At 58.9% G+C, this 24,808-nt stretch carries 19 protein-coding genes and 1 other RNA gene; 13 read left to right on the plus strand and 7 right to left on the minus strand.

The features are described 5' to 3' along the window. Positions 1-22 precede the first annotated feature (22 nt). Positions 23-1,918 (minus strand): M6 family metalloprotease domain-containing protein, encoded by a 1,896-nt coding sequence (locus WCS52_17610; GenBank protein ID MEI6169001.1) that lies wholly within the window; start codon positions 1,916-1,918, stop codon positions 23-25. 55 nt (positions 1,919-1,973) lie between these two features. Continuing rightward, positions 1,974-2,711, minus strand: coding sequence for a sugar phosphate isomerase/epimerase (locus WCS52_17615; protein MEI6169002.1), 738 nt, complete (start codon positions 2,709-2,711; stop codon positions 1,974-1,976). 184 nt (positions 2,712-2,895) lie between these two features. Between WCS52_17615 and ssrS the strand changes: the two genes are divergently transcribed. The 9 genes from ssrS (at position 2,896) to WCS52_17660 (ending at position 11,087) form a co-directional block, all read left to right on the plus strand. Beyond that, positions 2,896-3,075, plus strand: a non-coding RNA gene (gene ssrS, locus WCS52_17620) — 6S RNA. Between the two features lie 20 nt (positions 3,076-3,095). Then, on the plus strand, positions 3,096-4,427 hold the full coding sequence (locus WCS52_17625; GenBank protein ID MEI6169003.1) for a replication-associated recombination protein A: 1,332 nt from the start codon (positions 3,096-3,098) through the stop codon (positions 4,425-4,427). Further along, complete coding sequence (locus tag WCS52_17630; GenBank protein ID MEI6169004.1) at positions 4,427-4,993, plus strand: 5-formyltetrahydrofolate cyclo-ligase; 567 nt, start codon at positions 4,427-4,429, stop codon at positions 4,991-4,993. Before WCS52_17625 ends, WCS52_17630 begins: the two co-directional genes overlap by 1 nt. 1 nt (position 4,994) lies before the next feature. Then, a complete protein-coding gene (gene rny / locus WCS52_17635) occupies positions 4,995-6,548 on the plus strand; it encodes a ribonuclease Y (protein ID MEI6169005.1) in 1,554 nt (517 codons plus the stop codon). Continuing rightward, positions 6,545-7,333: a TIGR00282 family metallophosphoesterase gene (locus WCS52_17640; protein ID MEI6169006.1), complete on the plus strand. Its 789-nt coding sequence runs from the start codon at positions 6,545-6,547 to the stop codon at positions 7,331-7,333. The genes rny and WCS52_17640 overlap by 4 nt, the downstream gene beginning before the upstream one ends. Next, a complete protein-coding gene (gene xseA, locus WCS52_17645; protein MEI6169007.1) occupies positions 7,330-8,601 on the plus strand; it encodes an exodeoxyribonuclease VII large subunit in 1,272 nt (423 codons plus the stop codon). The genes WCS52_17640 and xseA overlap by 4 nt, the downstream gene beginning before the upstream one ends. Then, entirely contained in the window at positions 8,579-8,887 is a 309-nt protein-coding gene (locus tag WCS52_17650; GenBank protein ID MEI6169008.1) for an exodeoxyribonuclease VII small subunit, read from the plus strand. The genes xseA and WCS52_17650 overlap by 23 nt, the downstream gene beginning before the upstream one ends. 287 nt (positions 8,888-9,174) lie before the next feature. Further along, positions 9,175-10,152: an ABC transporter ATP-binding protein gene (locus tag WCS52_17655; protein MEI6169009.1), complete on the plus strand. Its 978-nt coding sequence runs from the start codon at positions 9,175-9,177 to the stop codon at positions 10,150-10,152. Next, positions 10,125-11,087 carry an ABC transporter ATP-binding protein gene (locus tag WCS52_17660; GenBank protein ID MEI6169010.1) on the plus strand — a complete coding sequence of 321 codons (963 nt, stop codon included), beginning with the start codon at positions 10,125-10,127 and terminating at the stop codon, positions 11,085-11,087. The genes WCS52_17655 and WCS52_17660 overlap by 28 nt, the downstream gene beginning before the upstream one ends. Before the next feature lies 1 nt (position 11,088). On the opposite strand, the gene WCS52_17665 is transcribed toward WCS52_17660, so the two are convergent. From WCS52_17665 to pyrF, 5 genes are all read right to left on the minus strand, one after another. Further along, a complete protein-coding gene (locus tag WCS52_17665) occupies positions 11,089-11,499 on the minus strand; it encodes a GxxExxY protein (protein ID MEI6169011.1) in 411 nt (136 codons plus the stop codon). Positions 11,500-11,596: 97 nt separating this feature from the next. After that, entirely contained in the window at positions 11,597-11,977 is a 381-nt protein-coding gene (locus tag WCS52_17670; GenBank protein ID MEI6169012.1) for a hypothetical protein, read from the minus strand. A gap of 111 nt (positions 11,978-12,088) precedes the next feature. After that, positions 12,089-14,908 (minus strand): choice-of-anchor J domain-containing protein, encoded by a 2,820-nt coding sequence (locus WCS52_17675; protein MEI6169013.1) that lies wholly within the window; start codon positions 14,906-14,908, stop codon positions 12,089-12,091. Between the two features lie 196 nt (positions 14,909-15,104). Beyond that, positions 15,105-15,845, minus strand: a complete 741-nt coding sequence (locus WCS52_17680; protein ID MEI6169014.1) for a 3'-5' exonuclease — start codon at positions 15,843-15,845, stop codon at positions 15,105-15,107. A gap of 13 nt (positions 15,846-15,858) precedes the next feature. After that, positions 15,859-16,575 carry an orotidine-5'-phosphate decarboxylase gene (gene pyrF / locus WCS52_17685; GenBank protein ID MEI6169015.1) on the minus strand — a complete coding sequence of 239 codons (717 nt, stop codon included), beginning with the start codon at positions 16,573-16,575 and terminating at the stop codon, positions 15,859-15,861. Positions 16,576-16,663: 88 nt separating this feature from the next. On the opposite strand from pyrF, the gene WCS52_17690 reads away from it, so the two are divergent. The 4 genes from WCS52_17690 to WCS52_17705 all read left to right on the plus strand — a co-directional run bounded on the left by WCS52_17690 (position 16,664) and on the right by WCS52_17705 (position 24,778). Further along, positions 16,664-17,650, plus strand: a complete 987-nt coding sequence (locus tag WCS52_17690; protein ID MEI6169016.1) for a Gfo/Idh/MocA family oxidoreductase — start codon at positions 16,664-16,666, stop codon at positions 17,648-17,650. 72 nt (positions 17,651-17,722) lie between these two features. Beyond that, on the plus strand, positions 17,723-20,194 hold the full coding sequence (locus WCS52_17695; protein ID MEI6169017.1) for a GH116 family glycosyl hydrolase: 2,472 nt from the start codon (positions 17,723-17,725) through the stop codon (positions 20,192-20,194). Beyond that, positions 20,191-21,147, plus strand: coding sequence for a LacI family DNA-binding transcriptional regulator (locus WCS52_17700; GenBank protein MEI6169018.1), 957 nt, complete (start codon positions 20,191-20,193; stop codon positions 21,145-21,147). The genes WCS52_17695 and WCS52_17700 overlap by 4 nt, the downstream gene beginning before the upstream one ends. Positions 21,148-21,214: 67 nt before the next feature. Further along, positions 21,215-24,778, plus strand: coding sequence for a hypothetical protein (locus tag WCS52_17705; GenBank protein ID MEI6169019.1), 3,564 nt, complete (start codon positions 21,215-21,217; stop codon positions 24,776-24,778). Positions 24,779-24,808 lie beyond the last annotated feature (30 nt).

The raw sequence follows: 24,808 nt of genomic DNA on the forward strand, positions 1-24,808 counted from the left end.
AAAAAGGATGATATGCAGGGTGTCAAAGTGACAACTTTAAATCAGGACTTGACCGAAGAACCCCGAACGCCATGGCACCGCTGGGGGCCGTGACGCCGCCGCCGGGCAGGAGGGTGGCGGTGAGGTTGGTGGTGGGCGAGCCGCCCAGGTTCCTGAGTGAGAATGCGACGCTAACCGTTTCACCCGGGTCAATGGCGTTATTGAAGGGAAGAGCGCTCTCGCCCACCACGCTCATGCTGTTGGCGGCAGGCCGGGGCAGGGGATAGCCGATGGTGAACGTCATGTTCGTCGCCTTCACCGAGAAGTTCCAGAGGGAAAGGCCGGAGGCTGACCCGTTCCACCAGGTCGCGGCGGGTGACGCATAATCATCGAAGATGCCGCTATAGGCGGTGGCCGTGTTGCCGCGGTAATAGAGGTCGTTAGCATCACCGCCGCCGGCGTTGTTTTCAAAATGCCAGAGGTTGTCGGCCTGGACCAAGGTCACCTCGTAATTTGCGTGCGAGCTGTTGGGGGCCAGACTTTCATTGTTGTGGTCGCCGAGTTCATCGATATGCCAGACGGCAAGGCCACCCCCTGGAAGCTGGTCCGCATCGCGGCCCTCCGGCTGGCGGTTCTCGATGAGGAAGTATTCAGTGGGGACCCCCGGTTTGGCGTACCGGTAGAACTTGTTGAAATTGGTCCCTGCGGAACCGACCATTCCGGTGAGGGAGGAGGAAGAGGTTAATTCAACCGTGGTGGCCCAGCCTGAAGCCCGCTTGAGGTAGGCGCAAATCTGAGAGGGGTTACCGCCATGGCCGCCGGAATTCATCAGGCAGAATACGCCGGCGCCCCCTTCTGACGAGTTATCGTAGTCATAAATGTCAGGGTAGTCACAGAGCATATGCCCGTTTTCATGACAGAAGGTGCCGATTTCCAGTGAGGTGCCGATATCGGTAATCTGGTAGGAGTAGACGGACTTGCCGTTTCCAAGCGAGAGAGAGGCCGCGAGGGCGTAAGAGTTTGGCCAGAGCCCTTGGTCCCACACGCCGCTGTCGGACCCGGCGAAGAAAACGTTACAGGCAACCACATCGTGCCAGCTGTCCTCCGAAAGCCCGTTGAATAGCGGAAGAATAGTGGTTGCGTAATTCGGCAGGGCCTTCATGGCGTTCAAGGCATCGGTAACGAGGAGCCGTCCTTGAGTGGCACAACTCAACGCCGTGTCATTGTAGTAGCTTTTCGGGTGTGGGACGCGGATGTAGGCGGTGACGACGTTGGTATAGGTGAGCAGGCCTTTGGAATTGTCGTAGAAATACTGCTTCACGGAGCCGTTGTTACCGTAGCCCGTGTAGTTGGTGCCGTTGCAGAAACTGACGACATTCGACTGGCTGATGGTGCCGGGCTCATCGCTGAAGTCGACCAGCAGGGTGAGGCCGACTTTGGTGCCCGTTGTGCTTGTGGCCGGAGGTGCTTGAATCACAGTGCCATCGGATGAAGGTTTGCCCGTCCCCGGCGCGGCCAGCAGCAGGATCTCCTGGAGTTTTTGTTTGCGGGCTTTCCAGCGTTCGGAAACCCGCAGGGCCGAGTCCCATTGCTGATACCGCTTTTCAGTTTGTGCCTTGCGTGCCAGGGAATGAATCTTGAGATGTTTTTTCAGGTTCAAGGTGGCGGGATTGACCTGTCCGACCTGCCCGCCTGAAGATTCCAGGGTACTGCCATCCGCCGAGAGCCGGGCATAGACGTAGGCTTTCGACGTTGGGTCAAATACCACCGAATAGCCGTCCAGTGTCTCGAATTCGGCGTAGAACTCATCGCCCCGTCCCCGGAGCGTGAGGGGGGTGCCATCAGGCTGGGTGAACGCAATTTGTCTGGCGAAGGGGGCGGCTTGGAGAAGAAAAGGGTAAAGGCAAAGGGCAATAATGAAAAGAAACCGCCGATTCATCTTTAAATAATACCTTCAGATGAATCGGCGTTCAATCAAGAAACGAGACGCCGGCTTACCGTCCCATTTTGCGGATATTATCGATACAGGTCTTGGCGCTCTCCAAGGGGCCGACCTCAAATTGTTCCTGCTCGACGACATACCACTGCACGGAGGTCTCCTTTTCGACCACATCAAAAATGGCGGGCCACTGGACGTTGCCTTCCCCGACGGCGGCCGCCTTGTGGGTGGGGTGAAATTCCTTCACATGGACGGACTCGAGCTGTTTGGCGTATCTGCGCAGGAGGGCCGGGACATCCTGTCCGGCGCAGGTGGCCCACCCAATGTCGAGTTGGACCAGGAAGTCGGAAGGCAGCGAGGAGAAGATGCGGTCGAACCGGGTCATCGCCCCGTCCATTTCAAATTCCACGGTGTGATTGTGAAACCCCACCCGCATCCCGCAGGCTTTGGCCCGCGTATGGGCGGCGCTCATGCGGGCGATGGTGGCGGGAAGATTACTCATGTCGGCGCCGGGTACAATCAGGCGGGTGTTCCCCAGCGCCTTGTTCATGGCGACGGTGGCCTCGAAGGCATCACCTTCAAGGCTTTCCAGCCCTGTGTGGGCCCCCGCGCAGCGCAGGCCACAGTCATCGAGTAACTGGCGTAAGGTGGCGGACGGCAGGTTGTAGTATCCTGCGAACTCGACGCCCTGATAGCCCATGGCGGAGATCTTGTGCAAGGTGCCCGCCACATCCTGAGGAGCGACGTCACGCAGTGAATACAGTTGAATCGCGACTGGAATTCTTTTCGTCATAGTTTTTTCCTTTGATTAAAAACAGGTTTAACCATAGAGGATTGCGATTAAGATTGCGATTACGATTATGATTTATCCGGAGAGGGGGAACCTTTTTTCGCACAGCTTGACGGAAGGAATGAAGAAGGAGTATTATTTAAGCGTAGAGAGGTTGATGCGGGGTTGAGATATTTGGAATGTTAAATTTGCCCTGCCTTACTCGTGTATGGGCTGAAATCTCTAACCCGATATTATGTATCCGGGAGTTTGAATAATGTGGAGCCCGCAAGCCCGGCAAGTCTGGGATTTGGAAACCACATGATAAAGCTCCCACCTCAATAAGTGAGGCTTAGAGATCGTGCTCCTGCGGTAAGGTGGGGTTCTTTTCTTGAGGATGTCGGGGCAATGGATCTTTTCGAAACTGAACGAACGGGTGATGCGATGCGCCTGCAGCCGCTGGCGGCACGTATGCGCCCGCGCACCTTGGATGACGTTGTTGGCCAGGATCATATCCTCGGTAAAGGCAAGCTCTTACGTCGATCCATTGAAGCTGACCGGTTGGGCAGTATTATCCTGTATGGGCCGCCCGGGTGTGGCAAAACCTCCATTGCCGAAGCCATTGCCTCCACCACCAAACGGCGGTTTGAGCGCACCAGCGGCGTGCTGGCCAATGTGGCCTCGCTCCGGGTGCTGCTGGCTGCGGCCGATCATCGTAAAAAGGCGGATGGGCTGGAAACCATTCTCTTTATTGATGAGATCCATCATTTCAGCAAATCCCAGCAGGATATCCTCCTCCCGCATGTGGAGGACGGCACCGTGACCCTGATCGGGGCCACCACGCATAATCCCTTTTTCTTCATCAACAGCCCTTTGACCTCGCGCTCCCAGGTGTTTCAACTCAATCCGGTGTCGGAGGCGAGTATCATTGCGATTCTGAGCCGGGCCCTGGCGGATGAGCGGGGATTGGGCGGCCACCCGGCTGATGTGGATCCTGAGGCGTTGGCGCATCTGGCCCGGGTCTGCGAAGGCGATGGGCGGCGTGCCCTGAATGCCCTTGAGATCGCTGTGATGTCAACCCCTCCGAATGAGCAGTATCGCATCCATGTCACGGCCGCCATCATGGAGGAGTCCATTCAGAAAAAGGCGGTGGTCTATGACCGGGATGAGGATGGGCACCATGACACCATTTCGGCCTTCATCAAAAGTGTGCGCGGCTCCGATCCCAATGCCGCGATCTATTGGCTCGCCAAGATGATTTACGCGGGCGAGGATCCGCGGTTTATTGCGCGCCGCCTGGTGATCCTGGCCTCGGAGGACATCGGGAATGCCGATCCGCGCGGGCTGATGATGGCCACCTCCGCGATGGAGGCGGTGGCGTTTGTGGGCATGCCGGAAGGGCGCATTATCCTGGCGCAGGCCACCACCTACCTGGCCACGGCGCCCAAGAGCAATGCGTCCTACCTGGCGATTGACGAGGCCCTGGCCGATGTGGAGAAGGGGCGGGTCCTGCCGGTTCCTGATCATCTGCGCAGCGCCAGCTATAAAGGGGCGGAGCAATTGGGCCATGTCGGCTATCAATACGCCCATGATTTCGAGGGCCATTTTGTGGATCAGGAGTATATGCCGACGTCGGCCATCTATTATAAGCCCACGAAAGCGGGGTATGAGGATGTGATTGGAAAGCGCATGGCGGAGTGGGATGCGCGCCGGAAAAAAGGTAATTCGGAAAAGAGCTGATGCTGACAAAAGAGTCCATTCGAAGCGTGATGCGGAAACGGCGCGCCGGTCTCCAGGCGGACTGGGTGGTGGCCCAGAGCCGTGCGATCATGGCGCGGGTGATTGTGTTGCCGGAATTTCAGCGGGCAGAGGTCGTGCTGGGTTATTTGTCCTTGCCCGGCGAAGTGGCGGTGGATGGGATTCTCGCCGCCGCCTGGAAGGCGGGGAAACGCGTGGCCGTCCCGGCGGCCCGGGATGACGGGGAGTATATGCCTGCCTGGCTTACGCCGAATGAATCCCTGACGCACGGGGGCTTTCAGGTGCGTCAGCCGGTGACCCCCTTCTGGGCCAAACCGGATGGCTTTGGACTGGTGGTGGTCCCCGGGGTGGCGTTTACTGCCAACGGGGACCGGTTGGGACATGGCAAGGGCTTTTACGACCGGATGCTGGCCCGGCTGGGGGCGAAAGTCGCCTGCAAGGTCGGCGTCTGTTTTTCTTTTCAATTGGCCCCGGAATGGCCGGTGAACGAAACCGATGTAGGCATGAATGTGGTGGTGACGGAAGATCAGGTATATCGAAAGGATTGAAATGGAGATTATTATTTCCGCGGTAATCGCGGTTCTGGTGGGTTTGGCTTTAGGTTACGGTCTCAGGACCTGGTTGAGTTCGGTCCGCTCCAGTCAGACGGAGCAGGATGCGCATCAGCTGTTGAAGGATGCCCGCAAGGATGCGGAGAATCTTCTCAAGGAAACGGCGTTGCAGACCAAAGCGGACGCCTTGAAGGCCCGGGAGGAGTTTGAGCTTTCGACCAAAACCCGTCGTGACGAACTCATGGCGCTGGATAACCGGATTACCCAGCGTGAGGTCAACTTTGACCGTAAGGTGGCCCTCATTGATAAAAAGGAACGGGCATTGGAGCAACGGGCTGGTGAAGTTGAAAAACAGGCCACTGAACTCGAGAAAACCCGCGAAGAATTGAACCGGTTGATCGATGAGAACAAGCTCAAACTCCAGCGTATGGCCGGGATGACCGAAGCCGAGGCCCGGGCCACGCTGTTGGCCCGCGTCGAGGCGGAGGTTCATAATGAGGTGGGCGGGCTGATCCGGCGGTTACAGGCGGAAGCCAAGGATACCGCGGAACGCGAGGCCCAGAAAATCGTGACGCTGGCCGTTCAGCGCTATGCCGCCAGTCATGCCTCGGAGATGATGACGTGCAGCGTGGCGTTACCCAATGATGAAATGAAGGGGCGGATCATCGGGCGCGAGGGCCGTAACATCCGGGCCCTGGAGGCGGCCACCGGGATCAATCTCCTGATTGATGACACCCCGGAAGCGGTCGTCATTTCAGGGTTCGATCCCGTCCGCCGGGAAGTGGCCCGGCTTTCCCTGGAACGCCTCATCCTGGATGGGCGCATCCATCCGGCCCGGATTGAAGAGGTGGTCACCAAGACGCAGGATGAAATTGATGAACGGATCCGCCAGGCCGGGGAAGAGGCGCTCTTCAAACTGGGGATTCAGGGCTTCGAGCCCGAACTGATCCGCACGTTGGGCCGGCTGAAATTCCGCAGCAGTTACGCGCAGAATGTGCTGATGCATTCCGTGGAGGTGGCCCAGCTGATGGGCGTGATGGCGGGGGAACTCGGCCTGGATGTGATGCTGGCCAAGCGGATCGGATTGCTGCACGATATCGGCAAGGCACTGGATCATGACATCGAGGGGAGCCATGCGGTCATCGGTGCGGATCTGCTGCGGCGCCTGGGTGAGTCACCGGTGGTGGTGAATGCCGTGGCCGCGCATCACGATGATGTGCCGGGCGAGAGCCTCTATGCCATCCTGGCCTCGGCCGGGGACGCCATCTCGGCCTCGCGGCCCGGGGCCCGGGCCGAAACCACGGAAATCTATGTCAAGCGCCTGGAAAAACTGGAGGCGATTGCGGATGGCTTTCCCGGGGTGGAAAAGAGTTACGCGATCCAAGCCGGGCGTGAAGTCCGGGTGGTAGTGCAACCTGAAAAAGTGAATGAGCATGAGGCCATGTCCATGGCCCGGAATATCTGTAAGAAAATTGAAAGCGACCTGCAGTATCCCGGCCAGATCCGGGTGATGGTGGTGCGTGAAACCCGCTCGGTGGAGTATGCCCGATGATTATTTTAATGGTGGGAGATATGGTGGGGGGGCCGGGGCGCAAGATTTTTGCGCGGATCGCCGGCCGGATGAAACAGCAGGGGCAGGTCGACATGATTGTCGCCAATGCCGAAAATTCCGCAGGCGGCAAAGGGGCCAGCCGGATTATTGCCGGGGAATTGTTTGATGCCGGCGCCGACGTGCTGACCATGGGCGATCACATGTGGGACCAGAAGGACATCATTCCTTACCTCGAGGTGGAAAAGCGCATTATCCGCCCCGCTAATTTCGCGCCCGGTTGTCCCGGGCGTGGCGTCGTGACGGTGGATACGCCCAAGGGCCGGGTGACGGTGGTGAGCCTGATCGGGCGGGTCTTTATGCCGCCCATGGACTGTCCCTTCCGCACGGTGGATGCCCTGTTAAGCAAAGAGCCGAATATGGGGAAGGTCATCCTGGTCGACTTCCATGCCGAGGCGACGTCTGAAAAAATCGCCATGGGCCGCCATCTGGATGGACGCGTCAGCGCCGTGGTGGGCACCCATACCCATGTCCAGACCTCGGATGAGATCATCATGCCCAAGAAGACCGCTTATCTGACCGATCTGGGGATGACGGGGCCCAAGGATTCGATTATCGGGCGGGACTACGCCTCGGTGATGGGTAAGTTCATTACCGGCATGCCTTCTAAATTCGAAATTGCCGAGGGCAATGTGGCCCTGGAGGGCGCGTTGATTGATGTCGATGAAGCCACCGGGCGGGCCCGCAAGATTACGCGCGTCAGGGAGTTCCTGGATCACCCGAAATGAATGCCCCTGTTTTCACAGTCACCGAATTGACGAAGCAGATCCGACGCCTCATGGAGGGGAATTTTGGAAATGTGACGGTGGAGGGGGAACTCTCCAACGTCCGGATGCCGCCGTCGGGTCACTGTTATTTCACTATCAAGGACGAGGCCGCCCAGATTCGCGGGGTGATCTGGCGGAGTGATATGCGGGGCCTGTTGTTTGTGCCCCGCGATGGGATGCGGGTGCAGGCGCATGGCGCCTTGACCGTCTATGAGCGGGATGGCAGTTATCAGATTGCCGTCCGCCGCATGGAGGAGGGTGGGAAGGGCTCGCTCCAGGCCGCGTTTGAGGCGCTGAAGAAGAAGCTGGCAGCCGAGGGCTTGTTTGATGTGGACCGCAAACGCAAGCTCCCCCTGTTGCCGCAGCATATCGGGGTGGTGACATCGCCCACCGGTGCCGCGATCCGGGATATCCTGAACGTGCTGTGCCGCCGCTTTCCCAATCTCCACGTGGTGATTGCCCCCGCCCGGGTTCAGGGGGCCGGGGCCGCCGAGGAAATCGCCGGGGCCATCGATCTCCTGAACCAGCAGCGGCAGGTGGAGGTCATCATTGTCGGCCGCGGTGGCGGCAGTCTGGAAGACCTCTGGTGTTTTAATGAGGAGATTGTGGCCCGGGCGATTGCCCGCTCGGATATCCCGATTATCTCGGCGGTGGGTCATGAGACGGACTTCACGATTTGTGATTTCGTCGCAGACCTAAGGGCCGCCACCCCGTCAGCGGCCGCCGAAATCGTGGTGGGCCGGAAGGATGAGTTTCTCGAGGCGCTCCGGAATCACTCCCGGATCATGACGCGGCTATTGAAGCACTCCCTGCTCGAGGCGAAAAGCCGGTTCAGGGCCGCTTCCCGCAGTTATGTGTTCAGGGAGCCGGGCAATGCCGCCCGGGTCTACCGGCAGCGGCTGGAGCGGCTTCAGACCCAGACCCGGCATGCCCTTGAACGCCAGTTCCGGGAGGGGCAGCAGCAAACCGATGACCTGGCCGTGCGGATGACGCATTCGCTCAAGCTGGTGTTTGCCAGCCGGGTTCAACAGGTGCACGGGCTGGAGCGGCAACTGAACGCCTTCAATCCGCTGGCCGTCCTGAAGCGCGGCTACAGCATTACACTCAATGCCGAGGGGCGGGCCATCCGGCGGGCGGAGGAGACGAAGCCGGGCGACCGGATTTTGACCAAAGTAGGTGAAGGTGAATTTACATCAGAGGTGACTCATGGCGAAAAAGAAAACGGATGAACTGGCGGCGGGAACCGAAGAGATCGGTTTTGAAAAGGCCTTGGCGCGGCTCGAAACCATTGTCGAGGAAATGGAGAGCGGGACGTTGAGCCTGGAAGACATGATGAAGCGGTTTGAGGAGGGGCAGGCCCTGGTGAAGGTGTGCTCCGGGAAGCTCAATCAGGTCGAACGGCGAATCGAGATCCTGGTCAAGGAAGGGGAGCGCGTGACCGCAGAACCCTTTGCCGATAGCACGGCCCCGGCCGAAGAGGATGATGACAAACCAGGAAATGGATTGCCATTCTGAGGAAGACTTCACCACTAATTTAAGAAATGAAAAAAATTAGATTTTGAACAGAAGTACGAAGAGATCGCGAAGAAAATTCAAATGTGGCGTTAATTTTTCCGCACGAATACATGCGGAGAAAATAAACGCCACGGTTTCTTAAAGAAATGCCGGTTTTTCATTCTTTTCTGAGTATTCAGGAAGCCACGTTTTGGGTTTTTCGGGAGATTATATTTCTTTCATTTCTTAAATTAGTTGAAGTCTTTTTTCGGGTGGATGTGTGACTCACAGGGTCAATAAAAGTAAATATGATGATCTCCCCAAAACCAATTCTTGAAGTCTCTGATCTGAAGATATCGTTTGCTTCAGAAGAGGGGACGATTCGTGCCGTGGACGGGGTGGATCTGGTGGTCCATGAGAATGAGACGGTGGCATTGGTCGGGGAGAGCGGCTGCGGGAAGAGTTTGACCGCGCTGGCATTGGCCCGGCTGGTGACCGGGCCCGGACTCAGCCTGACGGGATCCATCCGGGTGGCGGGGGATGACATCCTGACGATGCCGGAGTCAAAGCTCCGGGCCCTGCGCGGGGCCACGTTATCCTATATTTTCCAGGACCCCTCCGCCTCCCTCAATCCGGTGCTCCGGGTGGGCGATCAGATTGCTGAAGTCATCCGGCTCCATCGCAGGGTTCCGGAGGTTACGGCGGAGGTCATCCGGTTGATGACGCTGGTAGGGCTGCCCAATCCGGAATCACGGCGCAAGGCCTATCCGCATGAGTTCAGCGGGGGGATGCAGCAGCGGGTGATGATTGCCATGGCGCTGGCGTGCCAGCCTCGGATCCTGGTGGCGGATGAACCAACCACGGCGCTGGATGTGACGATTCAAGCCCAGATTTTCACCCTGCTTCGTGATCTCCAGCTGCAGTTGAAGATGGCGGTGCTGCTGATCACCCATAATCTGGGACTGGTGGCCCGCAATGCGGCGCGGGTGTATGTGATGTACTCCGGGCGGGTGATGGAGTCCGGCCCCGTGGCGGAGGTGCTCGGGCATACGGCCCACCCTTATACGAAGGGATTGCTGGCGGCGGTCCCGCGCTTGAACCGGCCGGTAGAGCGAATGGTGGGCATTGAGGGATCGGTCCCGCATCCGGCCCACCTCCCCGCAGGGTGCCGGTTCCATCCCCGGTGCCCCTTGGCCGGGGAGCTGTGCCGTCTCCGTGAGCCCGTGATGGAAAGTGTGAAGGAAGGACACAACGTGCGATGTCATTATTGGAAGCAACAGGCGTAACCGTCCGTTACCCCGGCCATGACGAGCAGGGGCGGCGCCATTTATGGGCGGCCGTTGACGGCGTCTCCCTCATGGTGGCGGAGGGGGAGCGGGTCGGGATCATTGGCGAAAGCGGCTCCGGCAAGACCACGCTGGGAAAGGCGTTGCTTGGCATGGAGCCGGTGGCGCAGGGGTCCGTATTATTCCGTGGCCAGAATGTGCATGGGCTCCGGGGCCGCGCGTTGGAAACCTTCCGGCTGGGCGCCCAGATGATCTTTCAGGATCCCATGGGATCCCTGAACCCGCGTATGACCATTGGTTCGGCTCTGGACGAGGTTTTAGCCGTTCATAAACTGGCCACACGGGCTGACCGGCCTGCACGGATCATGGAACTCCTGCAGCAAGTGGGGTTGGACACTGGCTATATCCGGCGTTACCCGCATGAATTCAGCGGCGGACAGCGACAACGGATAGGCATTGCCCGGGCCTTGGCCTTGAACCCGGCCCTGCTGGTGGCGGATGAACCCGTTTCGGCGTTGGATGTGTCCGTTCAAGCCCAGATCCTCAATTTGATCCGGGATTTAAGTGAGGCGCGGCATATGGCCGTGGTCCTGGTGGCTCACGATCTGGCGGTGGTCAATTACGTCTGCCAGCGGGTCCTGATCATGTACAAGGGGCAGGTGGTGGAGGAGGGGGTGGCCCAGGAGGTCTTCAGGAACCCGCGCCATCCGTATACCCAGTTACTGAAGGCCTCGGTCCCTGATCCTGATGAGGTGGCGAGGCCGCCAGACAGTGAATCCCGCCCTGCCGCTCCGGCGTTGCTCCCGGCGCTCAAGTCAACCACCGGCTGTGCTTTCGCGCCGCGGTGTATCCAGGCCAAGGAGACCTGTTTCAGCGAAAAGCCAGATTTACGCGAGGATCATTCGGGCCGGCGAGTGCGATGCTGTAATTTTTAAACTACGAAACACGCGAAATACGCGAAAAAGATTGGTTTACGAACCGCTCGTATTCAATTTTCGGGTAATGGCCGAAATTGACCAACATACCGAGTTGTTTTCTGGTGGCTTTCAAATAATTGATAACCTGTGCTCGGTGTTCGTCTGCCAAGTTTTTTAATGCTTTTATTTCGACAATAATTTCACCAAGGCAGACGAAATCTGGTTCATAAGTTTGTTTGAGGTTCATCCCCTTGTAATCAAGTAGAAGACGAGGCTTTTCCACGAATGGAATCCCTTGCCGGGCAAACTCCATTGAGAGGCATTCTTGATACACTGCTTCTAAAAAACCGTTCCCCTTCTCTTTATAGACTTCAAAACACGCCCCCATGATTTTGTAACTATTTTCCTTAAATACAATTTCCATCCCCATTTTCGCGTCTTTCGCGTCTTTCGCGTGTTTCGTAGTTGAACGTCACCTTTATAGGGGATGGGAGTCAGAACCGCAGGATTCCGACTCCTTCAACCATTTACTTGGCCGCCGGGGCGTCCACTTTTTCGATGGTGGTGATGGTCTTGAAGGCGCGGATGGTTTTGCCCTTCTTTTCCATGCTGTAGCCGGTGCCGGTCACTTTCACTTTGCTGCCGACGTATTCATCGACTTTGCCCTTGGGCAGGCGCACTTCCTGGCCTTCTTCATCGACCAGGTTGAACCAGGTCATCATCGGGGTACCGTCTTTTTTCTTGTTTTCATGTTTGGTGATGGTGCCGACAATGGTCATGTCTTGAGAGACGAGTTCCTTGGCAGGCGTCTCGGCTCCTTTTTCAGCCGGGGCCGCCGTTTCTTCTGCCATCGCTCCGGTCACTGCCAATGCCAATACGGCTAACGCGATTCCACAAACCTTCTTCATGATATCTCCTGCTATTTCCACCATTTGCCCCCGACCGCCATTGGGCGTCCGTAGTTAAGGCAAATTTGTAATTCAATATAGAAGCTAATATAGATAATGCAATAGTTTATTTTACGGGTCCATTTGGACGCCGATGCGATAGAAAGCGTTCGGGTCGACCGCGTGGACCGCATCGGTATAAACTCCGGTGGTGTTGTTGGTAACAAGCGGGATGAATGCGGTCGTCATTAAATTCGAGGTCCAGGTGACCGAATAGCTCCGACCGGTCACGGTGGGCCAGGCGATCACAGGTTCATTGGCAATACTCCCGATATTAGAAACCGCGAGGACGGACAAAAACTGGGTGGGACTGGTTCCGGCGATCCATTCCTGCCAGGCCGCCATCCCATCGTTATCGGTGTCGCTCAGAGCGCCCGCGTCGGAGGGTTCCAGACTGTTATCGGCCAGCCAGGCGAGGGGGGTATTGTTGGTGACGGTATTGATATCCTCGGGGTACCCGATCACCTCCACATCATCCAGACAGATTCCGTTCCCGTTTTTAGCGATGCCCTCGAAGGCAATGGTGTAGTCAGGGCCGGGATTGGGCAGAGTCAGGGCATGCTGGGTCCAACTGGCGATGGAATTGGAATAGCCTGCGATCCAGAACCAGGAAATGCTGGAATTGGTGCTGGCCCATATATTCAGGTAGTCCTGTCTGGATGTTCGCAACTGCATATAATGCTGGAATCGAAGGACAGCCCCGGTGCATCCGGTCATCGTGATGGCGGGAGTCAGCAGGCGGCAAACATCAGGGCTGGTGGAGGTATCGTAGAGGCAGGCATTATGGGTTCCTGAATAGGCGCTGGTTGGATTAGAGCCTCCAGCTCTTCCGCCGGTCTGGAATTTCCAGGTGGTGGCGGTTCCGGAAAGATTCGTTTGCGACCAACCCGCAGGGATCGTCGTGCCTGCATCAAACGTTTCGAAAAGCAGGGAGGCGGTAGGTGCGGTGGCGATGGTGAATGGGCTGTCACTTTCGTCCCAAACGCTGGTCTGGGTCACGCTGGAGAGCTGGATTTTGAAGTTCGTTGAGCTGAGCATCGGGGGTGTCATGATCCAGGCATAAGCCCCGCTATTGGTCACGCTATTGGTAAGGGTGCAATAGGAACTCTGGTCCCGGTAAAGTCCGATTCTGACATTTCCGGCGGCATTCGACCCGCTCGCCCAGAGGATAAGATTGGTTTGGCCCTTGTACCACACCTCCCCGTTGTTGGGTGATTCCACGAGAAGGCCGGTGAGGAGGGCGACCTTTCCGGTGACAAAATATTGGCCGATACTGCCATAGGCTGTATACCCAGAGGGAGGGTTGTTAGTGGGGGTTCCCGTCCCGCTGTTTGAAAGGGTGAGATAATATTTACCGGTGGCAGGGGCCCAGTAGGCGATGATCGCCTGCGTGGCATTGGAGGGGTTGTTTTCAGCCACCAGGGTGCCGGAACTGTTGAAGAGTCGCGCCCGGATGTCCAGATTGCCGCCATAAGTGCCGTTGGCGCAGCGATAGGGGAATGACGTAAGGCTGATTAAGCCTTCCCCTGCTGCGAAAGCCATCACATCGATATCGGAGTTGCTGGAAATCACGCCCGAGGTGATGATCGTCCCGTTGCTGGCGGTCAGAAGGGAGGCGGACGCGGGGGTATGGCTGTGATCGTCTGGTCGATAGGGGGCTTTTGCCGCGATGATGGCCAGATCGTCTTCAGGATTATTGGCATCATAATATTCTCCCTTCGACCATTGGGAAACATTCCGGCCATACCCTGTCCCCATAATCGGTCCCCAGGAAATGTCGCCACTTCCATGGCCTCCGTAATATTCCAGGGTTGAGGTGCCGTCATGGCTCAGCCCCAGATTGTGGCCCAGCTCATGTGCGGCCGCTTCCGCCGTCTCGGCATAACTGTCGCTGTCGCTGCCCATCGGCAACACAAAGGCGGGGGAATAACAGGTGGCGGAGTTATAGGAATAGTTCGCTAGCCCGAAGACATCGACATAAGCGATGCCGCCCGATCCGTAATGCGGGCAGCGGTTGCCGTTGAGGTCGGTGTCGGGCGTGATCAAGGCATGCCCGGTGGTGCTGGTCCAATTGGTGGGTGGCTCGGTCGTCACGTCCACATCAAAAGGAGCGTAGTCCTCTGACACCCTCTCCCAGATTCTAATGATGGCCCCCTGTTCTGCATCACTGAAGGTGTTAGTGTCTCCGTCCGTATCAAAGGGCCGGCAATCCCAGCGTGCGACATTGTAAAAGTTAGTGTTATTGTTCCACATGGTATTGGTGACAACCTGGCCGTTAAAGTCGAGATAGAGCACCCGGGTTGCCCCGGGTCGGCTGTGGCGGAGGGGGGGATTGGTGATGGGAACGGCGGCGAGAATGCCCGGGACAGAGGGAGTGGGGTTAAGGTTGCCCGCGGCAAACACGGTATCAGGTTTGGGGATATTGGCCGCAGGTTTGGTGGGGGCGGGTGACTGCGGCAGGGCGCCAGCGCCCGGTTGATTGGTGAAGGAGCAGACATAGTAGGGCATTCCCGATGGATCCACATGCAGGGAATTCAAGTCATTGACGTGAAAACACATCTTTGTGAGCCGGGTCAGGCTGTCGGTGAGAATGGGTAGCGGTAACGCTTCCAATTCGGTGCGCAGGGGGCTGGGCGGCAGATCGGACACTGCAAACGGGATCCCATTCCCGAATAACACGCGCCGGCTGCTCACTCCCTGTGGGGCCGTGGGGGGCACGGCGTTGGCGGTGACGACCGTTCCGGTGGGGTTGGGTGAGGGGGGCGGGAGTGGAATCGAGGCGGCTACCCGGGGCGGTACGTTGGAAAAGGGCTGCGGTGCAACTTCGCGTAGGGCTGGATTCTCAATCATGGAAGGCCGATGAAACCGCGAAATCGCGACAACTATGGCCATAGCCAAGATTATCCCGATTATGATGCGCGTCACGACCCGATTCATGAGGTTACTCCTCCCGTTCCTGTGCCACTTATAATACCAGAAATATTGGTTTTGACGGAGCAAAACCATCCCTCACGCTACCACTTGTGAAACACAAAGAAAACGGCGGCAATCATCAGGCTGAAGCCAACGAGATAGTTCCAGAGCAGGATTATGGTTTGCATGCCGGGGCCTTGCGGGGAAGCTTTTTCAGGCGGTGGTGCTCAAAGAAATAGACCCCACCGGTCAGCTGAGTCAATGCGGTCACCGTGGCGCCGGGTTCCATTTTCTTGAACCCGTTCATGACCAGCAGGGCCAGGAATTCGCAGTCATACAGAGCGGAATGGAAGCGGTTGGTGCGGAGGGTGCCCTCGGGCAGGGTTTCATCGGCAATGGTGTGGGCCGCATGGTTGGGCGTCAGGGTTTCGGTCAGGTAGTGCAGGGAATAACTCCGCAGTTCCGGGTGCCAGGCCTTGAACAGGGGGATGGTGTCGAGGATGGGGGTGGGGGGGAAGGGCAGTTGATTCCGGGTGAGTTCCTCGGCGACAAAGGCATGGTCGAAGCGGGCATTATGCGCGAGGAGGATCGTGTTGCTGGTGAAGGCGTGAAAGTCCGGATAGACGCTTGAAAAAGGCGGTGCATTGGATACCAGGGCGGGGGTGATGCCGTGGATATCCTGAACCACGAGGGGAATGGGGATGTCCGGTTTGACCAGCCAGTTGCGGCGCTCCAGGATGGTTCCGTTCCGGAACTTGATGGCGCCAATTTCCAGGACGCGCTCCTGCCGGGCCGTGAGACCGGTGGTCTCGACATCAAACACCACGAAGGTGGCATTGGAGAGGGGCTGGTCCAGCCAGGATTCGGGGGCGGCATAGACGGTCTCGGCCACCAGTTGAAACGATAAGGTCATCATAAGCCCCAAGGGGTTAGCGAGACTTCGCCTGCCATGCACGGTCAATCTCCAGTTGGATGGCACGGGCCGCCTGGGCAGGATCGGCCGCCTCAACGATGGGACGGCCCACCACCAGATAGGTCGACCCTGCGTTCACGGCCAGGGTAGGGGTGGCGACCCGCTTCTGATCGCCCACATCGGCGCCGGACGGGCGGATTCCCGGAGTCACCAGAATGGGCCCGGCCCCGAAGCGTTGGCGCAAGGCGGGCGCTTCGTGCACGGAGGTAACGACCCCGTCAATCCCGGAGGCGAGCGCCAGTTCGGTCAGGGCCAGCGCCTGATCGGAAACCGAGCGGTGAATGCCCAGGTCAATGAAATCGTCCTGATTCAGGCTGGTGAGGGTGGTCACGGCGACCAGGCGCGGCCGGTCTGGCCCGAACGCGGCGGCCGCTTCCGCCGCCGCCTTGAGCATCGCGCGGCCGCCAATGGCATGGACGGTGATCAGGTTGACCCCCAACTTCCCGGCGGAGATGACGGCATTGGCCACGGTGCGGGGGATATCGTGCAGCTTGAGGTCGAGGAAGATTTTTTTCTGGCGGGAGGAGAGAAGGCGGAGGACCGACGGCCCTTCCGCCGTAAAGAGCTCCAGCCCCACCTTGAACCAGGTCAGTTCGGCGGACAGGGTATTCATCAGCGGGGTCACTTCCACCGCAGAGGGGACATCGACAGCAAGAATAATTTCCGGTTTCATGATTCCAATTCCTTTTAAGATGAAAAATGTGATAAGAACTTTATCAATACATGAGACTGTTTTTCGAGCTATTTCGGAGAGGATAAATATGAAAACCATCCGCTGGGGTATTTTGGGGCCGGGTCGAATTGCGAAGAAATTCGCCTTGGGATTACAGTCTGTGCCGGATGCCAAATTGGTGGCGGTGGGGTCACGGACCCCCGGGAAGGCGGAGGCTTTAGCCGCTGAGTTTGGCGCTCCGCGCGTCCATGCCAGTTACGAGGCTTTGGCGGCCGATCCCGAGGTGGATGTGGTCTATGTTGCCACGCCGCACCCCATGCACCTTGAGGCGGCGATGCTGTGTATGAAGGCCAAAAAAGCCGTGCTCTGCGAGAAACCTTTTACCCTCAATGCCCGTGATAGTCAGGAGCTGATTGAGTGTGCCCGGCGCGAGAATGTGTTTTTGATGGAAGCGATGTGGACCCGTTTCCTGCCGCCCATGGTGCAGGTGCGTGAGTGGTTGGCGCGGGGGGCGATCGGGGAGCCCCGGATGGTCATGGCAGACTTTGGCTTTCGGACGGACTGGAATCCGCAAGGCCGGGCGCTGAATCCGCACCTGGGCGGTGGCGCCCTGCTGGACGTAGGCATTTATCCCCTGGCACTAGCCTCCATGGTTTTTGGCGGAGCCCCCCTGATGATCACGGGGCAGTGTCATCTGGGCGAGACCGGCGTGGATGAGCAGTCGGCCATGGTGCTGTCCTACCCGGGCGGGGCCCTGGCGGTGCTGACCTGTGCGGTGCGCACCCATACCGCGCACGAGGCGCGGATTATGGGAACGGAGGGCTCTATTTACCTGCCGGGCTTCTGGCACGCGACCGAGGCGACGCTGACGATTCCGGGCAAGGGCTCCGAGACTGCCGCTCCGGTGCGGGTGGGGAATGGCTACAACTATGAGGCCGTTGAAGTCGGGAATTGCCTGCGCGCGGGGCTCAAGGAAAGTCGGATCATGCCCCTGTCCGAAACCCTGACCACGATGCGCACCATGGATGAGTTGCGCCGGCAATGGGGCCTGGTGTATCCGCAGGAAAAAGGCTGAGTATTTCCCCTTGCGTTTGTGAGATGACTCTGCTTTAAATTCACACCGTGTAGTTACACGCAAGGAGTTTTTATGACAACGAAGCAGGGCAGGGAGACGGCGGGCTACGTGGGTGACCAGTTGAACCGGGTGGCATTCCCGATGGGCGGGTTGGGTGCGGGCATGCTGTGCCTGGAGGGGACGGGGTCATTTTCCCACGTGTCGCTCCGGCATAAACCTGAGGTGTTCAATGAACCCCAGATGTTGGCGGCGTTGTATGTCAAAGGGGCCGCCCCGGCGGCACGGGTGCTGGAGGGACCGGTCCCGATGCGCAAGGCGTTCGGTGCCCCCTGGGCCGCGAACGGGGGCGGTTGCCAGTTACACGGGCTTCCCCGCTTTGCCAACGCGTCTTTCTCATCCCGGTTTCCCTTCGGCACGGTGACCCTGGATGACCCCGCGATGCCCGTTCACGTTGAGTTAACGGGGTGGAGTCCGTTTGTTCCTGGTGATGCCGACGCTTCAAGCCTGCCGGTGGCCGCCCTCGACTACCGGTTTGTCAATCGCAGTGCCAAACCGGTCGAGGCGGTGTTCTCTTTTCATGCCGCGAATTTCATGAAGGTGGATAAACGGCCCGGCGCCTGCATCCGGCCGATGACCAACGGGTTTGTTCTCACCCAGCCCCCGGGGACGGAGACCCCCTGGGACGAAGGGCGTTTTGCCGTATTCACGGATGAACCGGCGAAAGTGGATTGCGCTTGGTTCCGGGGTGGCTGGTTTGACCCCATCACGATGTTGTGGACGGCCGTCACGGAGGGACGTGCGCTGGCGCGCAAACCGCATACCGACGGGGACCCTGGCAACGGCGGAAGCCTGTACGTCCCGTTCCGTCTGAAGGCGCATGCCGAACGGACCATCCGGATCCGGCTGGCCTGGTATGTGCCCTCAAGTCAGATGCGGATCGGGCTTGAGGCGGTGGCGCCTGTCACCCCGGCCGCTTGCGGGGCGGAGTGTTCATGCGGCGATACGCCAGCTGCCCCGGAGGGATACCGGCCCTGGTATGCGGGAAAATTCAAGTCCATCCAGTCCTTGACCCGGTTCTGGCTGAAACAGGCCGACCGGTTGCGCGCGGCCAGCGAGACGTTCAGCGACTGCTTTTATGACACCACGTTACCCACCGAGGTGATTGAATCGGTTGCAGCCAATCTGGCGATTCTCAAATCGCCCACCTGTCTGCGTCAGACCGATGGGCGACTTTGGGGGTGGGAAGGGTGCAGTGACAATGCGGGGTGCTGCCATGGCTCCTGCACGCATGTATGGAATTACGCCCAGTCCATTCCTCACCTGTTTCCCGACCTGGAGCGGAGCCTGCGTGAGTCGGAGTTCGGGCCGAGCCAGGATGAACAGGGGCATCAGAATTTCCGGACCAGCCTCCCGATCCGGGAGCCTGACCATGATTTCCACGCGGCTGCGGACGGGCAATTGGGTGGTTTGATGAAGTTGTATCGCGAGTGGCGGATCTCCGGCGACACCGTGTGGATGAAATCGCTGTGGCCGCGGGCGCGCAAGAGCCTGGACTATTGCATCGCGCAATGGGACCCGGATCACACGGGAACCCTGGTTGAGCCCCATCACAATACCTATGACATTGAGTTCTGGGGTGCGGATGGCATGTGCACGAGTTTTTACCTGGGCGCGCTGCAGGCCGCCATTCAGATGGGGCGGGCCAATGGGGACGAGGTATCCTTGTTTGAAGCCTTGCTGGCCAGGGGGCGTTCGGTCATGGAAACCGAACTGTGGAACGGGGACTACTTCATCCAGAAGGTTCAGTGGAAGGGGTTGCGTGCCGGCGATCCGACTACCTTCAAGAAAATGAATGCCACCTACGATGGCGCCCCCGAAGCCAAGGCGATCCTGGAAAAGGAAGGACCGAAGTATCAGTACGGCACAGGGTGTCTGTCCGACGGGGTGCTGGGTGACTGGCTGGCGCGGTGTTGCGGGTTGGCGCCGGTACTGGATGAGGCCAGGACGGCCCGTCATGTGGCGTCCATTTTCAAACACAACTTCCGCCGTTCGCTGGCCGACCACAGCAATCCCCAGCGCTCGTCGTTTGCCATGGGCCGGGAGGCCGGACTGCTGCTCTGTTCCTGGCCAAAGGGAGGCAAGCCGTTGCTGCCGTTTGTCTACAGCGATGAAGTATGGACGGGCATCGAGTATGCGGTGGCCTCCCATTTATTTATGATGGGACGGGTGAAAGAAGGCGTGGCGATAGTAAAGGCGGTGCGCGCCCGTTATGACGGCACCATCAGAAATCCCTTTGATGAGTACGAGTGCGGCCATTGGTATGCCCGGGCGATGTCCTCCTATGCCATGTTGCAGGGACTGACCGGGGCGCGAGTGGACGCGGTGGATCGGGTGCTGTACCTGTCGCCGGGGGTGAAGGGGGATTTCCGGGCTTTCCTGGCCACCGCCACGGGGTATGGTACGGTCGGCGTCAGGAACGGCAAACCCTTCGTCACCGTGAAGTCGGGGCGCATCAACGTGGATCGAATTGAGTATCGGCCATGATCTCATCACTTCAGTTGGCTCAATTATGTGGGGTGTCTCAAGGCACGGTGGACCGGGCCCTGCATGGTCGGCCGGGGATTTCCCCGCGGACCCGTGAGCGCATTCTCGAGATGGCGACCCGGCAAGGCTACAAGCCGCATCCCGCTGTCCGGGAACTCCTGAGCGGGGAGCGGAAAGTGGTGGGCGCAATTATTCCCCTGCAGGGTGGCGCCTTTTTTATCGACCTCATGCGTGTGGTCCACCAGGCTCTGGCCCGGGAGGGGTTGCGCCTGTTCCTCTGCCACACGGCGGATGAAGCGGAGTTCATGGAGGCCCTCGGGGATTTCGCGGCGCGGCGTTGTCTCGGGGTGATTGCCGTGCCACCCCGCGACGGGCTCTGCCTGACGGATCAGCAAACAGGCGGGATGCCCGTGATTTCCCTGTTAAGTCCCTGCAAGGGACCTCATGTCTACTGGGTGGGTCCTGATGAGATGGCCACGGGGAGGCAGGCGGTTGAGTCTTTGTGGTCACAAGGGCACCGGCGGATTCTACACTACACGTACGCTCGTGACACGAGTCCCATTCGCGACCGGGCAGAGGGGTACCGCCAGGCCTTGCTGAAGAGGGGGGGGACGCCCATCGTGATACACCCGGATCGAGGGGGTGAACTTGAGAAGGCGGTGCGGAGGCATCACGCCACCGCGGTGTTCTGCCATAATGACTGGTTGGCGCTGACGGCGATCCGCGAACTGGACCGGGCTCACCTGCGGGTCCCGGATGACGTCTCTGTGCTGGGAGTGGACAACAGTCCAACCTTTACCGATCTCTGTGAGGAGATTACCACGCTGGCGTATCCAATGGCAGGGGTGGCGAAAAGCTGCGTCCGCATCCTTCAAGGACGGCCGCCACGCGCTTCCGATATCGGAGGATTTAAGTTGGTGGCGCGTCACACGGTACGGCCCTTGCTCCGGTAAAAATTGAATCGACAAAGGGGTGGTTTATCAGTAATTATAGTAACGATACTACAAACCAAGGAGAGTTATGATCAGAGTTCGCTCGAAAATCCTGTTTTGTCTGTCTGGTGTTGGGTTGTTGTATGCGGGGGCTTGTCTGGCAGCAGCTGGGATACCGCCTGATGTATATCGGGTGACCGATGATGTGCTGGTGAAGGATCCGCCCCGGTTTGCGGTCAATGTCGATTTTGGTTCCGGGTATGCGCCCTGGGATGTCGACCGCACGCTGAATATCTGGAACCGGATGGTCAGCGCGGAACCGTTTCAATTTCAACACAACGGCATCGCCGATGGCGGTGGGGTCGATTTCCTTGAACATAAGAATATGCCCTCCCTGTCCTATTGGGATTGTGCCCGGTCAGGATTCTGGGATGGGGCCACCATGGATATTTACCGTGTGGTGGAAGGGCGCCTCTCCCTGATCCGGCGCGCGACGGTCAGCCGGAGCCTGATCGGGAATGATGAGAAAGGCGTGCGGAGTGAGGAGCGGGCCTATTTTACTGAAAAGGGTCCTGCCGTTCAGGCGGGCGATCTCTATGTGCTGCGGATGAAGCGCGACACGATGCCCTCCCAGATGCGGCCGAACCTGTTACCGAAGGATGGGGTGCCCCAGTTTGACGCCATTGTCGCCCGGCTGGGCAATGTCCAGTGGAGCGTGGATTCCAGCACCTGTGCCCCTGAAGGCGGGAGTACCGCCAGCCTGAAACTGGTCTGCAAGGACGGCACGGCGAGCCGACCGGCCAGTATGTGGCAGTGGTTCATGGTCAGCAACCGGACGGACGCCTCCTTTTTCCCCGACAAGGCGTACCGGCTGCAGATCTGGCTGAAGCAGGCGGGCGTGGAGAATGGGGCGATCAAAATCCAGGTGGGCACCATCACCAATTTCACGCTTCAGGCGGACTCGGCCTGGAAGAAATTCGAAGTCGATCTTCCGGTTCACCACCCGCAGGCACCCTATCAGCTTCATCAGGGGGATGCCACCCGCCTGATGGTGGGGGTGGCCGGCGAAGGGACGGTATGGGTGGATAATTTTGCGATCTATCAGACCGATGCCCCGCTGTTCTCCGTGTTGCCTGAATACAAGAAGCTCCTGAAGGACTGGCATCCCCAGGTGATCCGTTTATGGGGTGGGTATACCGCGGTATCGCTGGACGCCTGGGTGCTCAAGGGATTTCGCCAACCCTCGCGGGCAGGAATTCGCGGAACGGGATCCCCTTCATACGCGTCATTGGACGTCGAGTTACAACTCTGTCTGGACACCGGGGCGGATCCCTGGCTTGTCCTGAATCCCTTATTTGCGGATGAGGATTTGGTGGGACTGATGGAATATCTGGGCGGGCCAGCGGACCGGGGGTATGGCAAGCTCCGGGCTGAGCAGGGCCGGCGTGAGCCCTGGACGACCGCCTTCAGGACAATTTCCCTGGAATGCGGCAACGAGGGGTGGAATGGGATCTTTTCCCCGCGTGCCTGGTCCGGCAATCCGGCCTTCTATGCGAAAATCGCGGATCGCCTGTTTTCCGGATTGAAACAGTCTCCCTACTACCGGCGTGAAAAATTCGAGTTCGTGGCCAATGGATGGGACAGTTCACTTGAGGTGGGCGGGTGGACGCATCAGGTGGCGGCGGAGTCCAAAGAAGCCAACCGGGTGGATATCGCGATGTACTTCGGCGGCTGGGAAAAGGGACTGGGCGGGGATGGCAGCGAGAATGAAGTCTATCAGGACCGGCTCCTGGCAACGCCCATAGAGTATGGCCCTAAGCTGATCAATGCCCTGTTAATGGATCCGGATTTGTTTTCCCGTCTGGGGGCGGCTCTGCAGGCCAAGCCGGCGCTGGCAGTGGCCGCACTGAGCGACTTTAAGACGGGGAATGTCGGGTCACTCGCGCCGACCGGCACCACGGCTTCCGCCCGTTTGGAGGGGATCATGGCTGATAATGAGGTGCGGCGCCTGGCCTTGATCAAGGCCATGCGCGGGTTCCGTGGTGCGATTGAAAAACCGGCCTGGGATATCGGACGGACGGTTCTGGCGACGCATCCCGCCTTCAAACCAGTGGCCGGGGAACTGCTGGGAATGGATCCGGACCTTGCGGGCCGGCTGATCCTGGCCTTCAATAATCTGGGCGGAGCACCGGGCGAGATGACGGCCCTTATCCGGAAGAATCCAGCGGCGGTGGAAGACTTGATCAAGGCGTTGTCCTTCAGTGATAGTGAAGCCCAGACCCTGCGCGGCGTCGCCATGGGCGGTCAGCTGGATTATTTCGTGGTCAACAAGATCGGGAAAAGCGCCAGTGACCGGGTGGCCGGATTGGTTGCTGAGGCCAACCCCGAATTTCTCAAGGCCATGGAGGCGGCCTTGACGCTGGAGTCGGTGCGGGGCGGAGTGACCATCGCCGCCTGTGAGGCGACGGGCGGGCTAACTGACTCCTGTGGATTGTACACGGGCGGGCTCCTGCAAGGCATCAAGGCCGACCCGGAGTTTGCCCAGGTCGCCTGTGGCACCTTTGCGGCACGCCCTGACTTGTTTGCGGGGCCGGCGCGCCGGATGACGGAGGGTATCGCTGAGGGGATCCAGAAGGCCTTTGCCGAACCGTTTGAAGTCACCCCCTGGGGGCCGAAGCTCCTGATGTTTCAAAAGTTACCCCCGGGTCTGGTCAAGCGGCTATCCGAGCTGGCGATCAAGGTGTCCGAGAGTCCTGACATGGGGATCAGTCCGGAAGCCAGACTGGTGGTTCAAGCCAGCTTCAGAATGGGGATGGGAGATGGGGCACAGGCCCGTGCTCTAGCCGGGAATTCAACCCTGTCCAAAGCGCTGGAATCCAAGATGAAGTCCACGATCCTCGCGGCGTTCCTGAAGGCGGCGGGCGCCGATGCCCGGATCGGGGACCCGTTGCTCCGGGCGATCCAGCGTATTCCGGCCGGCCCGACGACCAAAGGCCTGGCCATTTATGAGGCGGGCCCGGGCTACAGCCTGCCGGGGCCCGGGAAGCCCCTGAATGAAGATGATGAAAACATGGGCAAGTCCCTGGCTTCCGGGACAGCCACCCTGGATGCCTTCATGCTCGCACTGGCGCAAGGGGCCTCCCCGCTCGGCTACTATAACTTCAAGAGTGGGGCGTACTGGTCCTCCCACAAACACCCGCTTGACCCGATTCCGTATCCCACCTGGCTGGCCCTGGAACTGCGCAACCGGTTTGCCGAGGGAGACCTGATGGGGGTGGAGCCCGAGTCGGTCCAGGTGGTGGATGTCGCCGATAAAAAAGTCATGGCGACCACCAATGATGGCAAGGGTAGCGCCAAGCTGGTGAAAGGGCGGAAAGGAATTGCGATGACCGCCTGCTACGCCTTCCGGCAGGGCGGGCGGCATTCCTTCCTGATCATTAACCGGGACTTTGCCAACGCGCGCCAGGTGCAGCTGAAGTTGCCCTATCGACCGGCAGGACCTGCAAAACTTTATACCCTGACTAATCCCGACCCCAAGGCCCATAACCGTCAGGACTACAATGTGAGGATCAAAGAAGAGTCGCTTTCCGGTTTCAAGGATGGATTCGTGGTGGCCGTCCCCCCCGCCTCCGTCTATTTGATTGTAAATTAGGAGCTTTCAGCCTAAGAAAACGTATTTCTC

The sequence above is a fragment of the bacterium genome, from assembly GCA_037128595.1.
Taxonomy (GTDB): Bacteria; Verrucomicrobiota; Kiritimatiellia; order CAIKKV01; family CAITUY01; genus JAABPW01.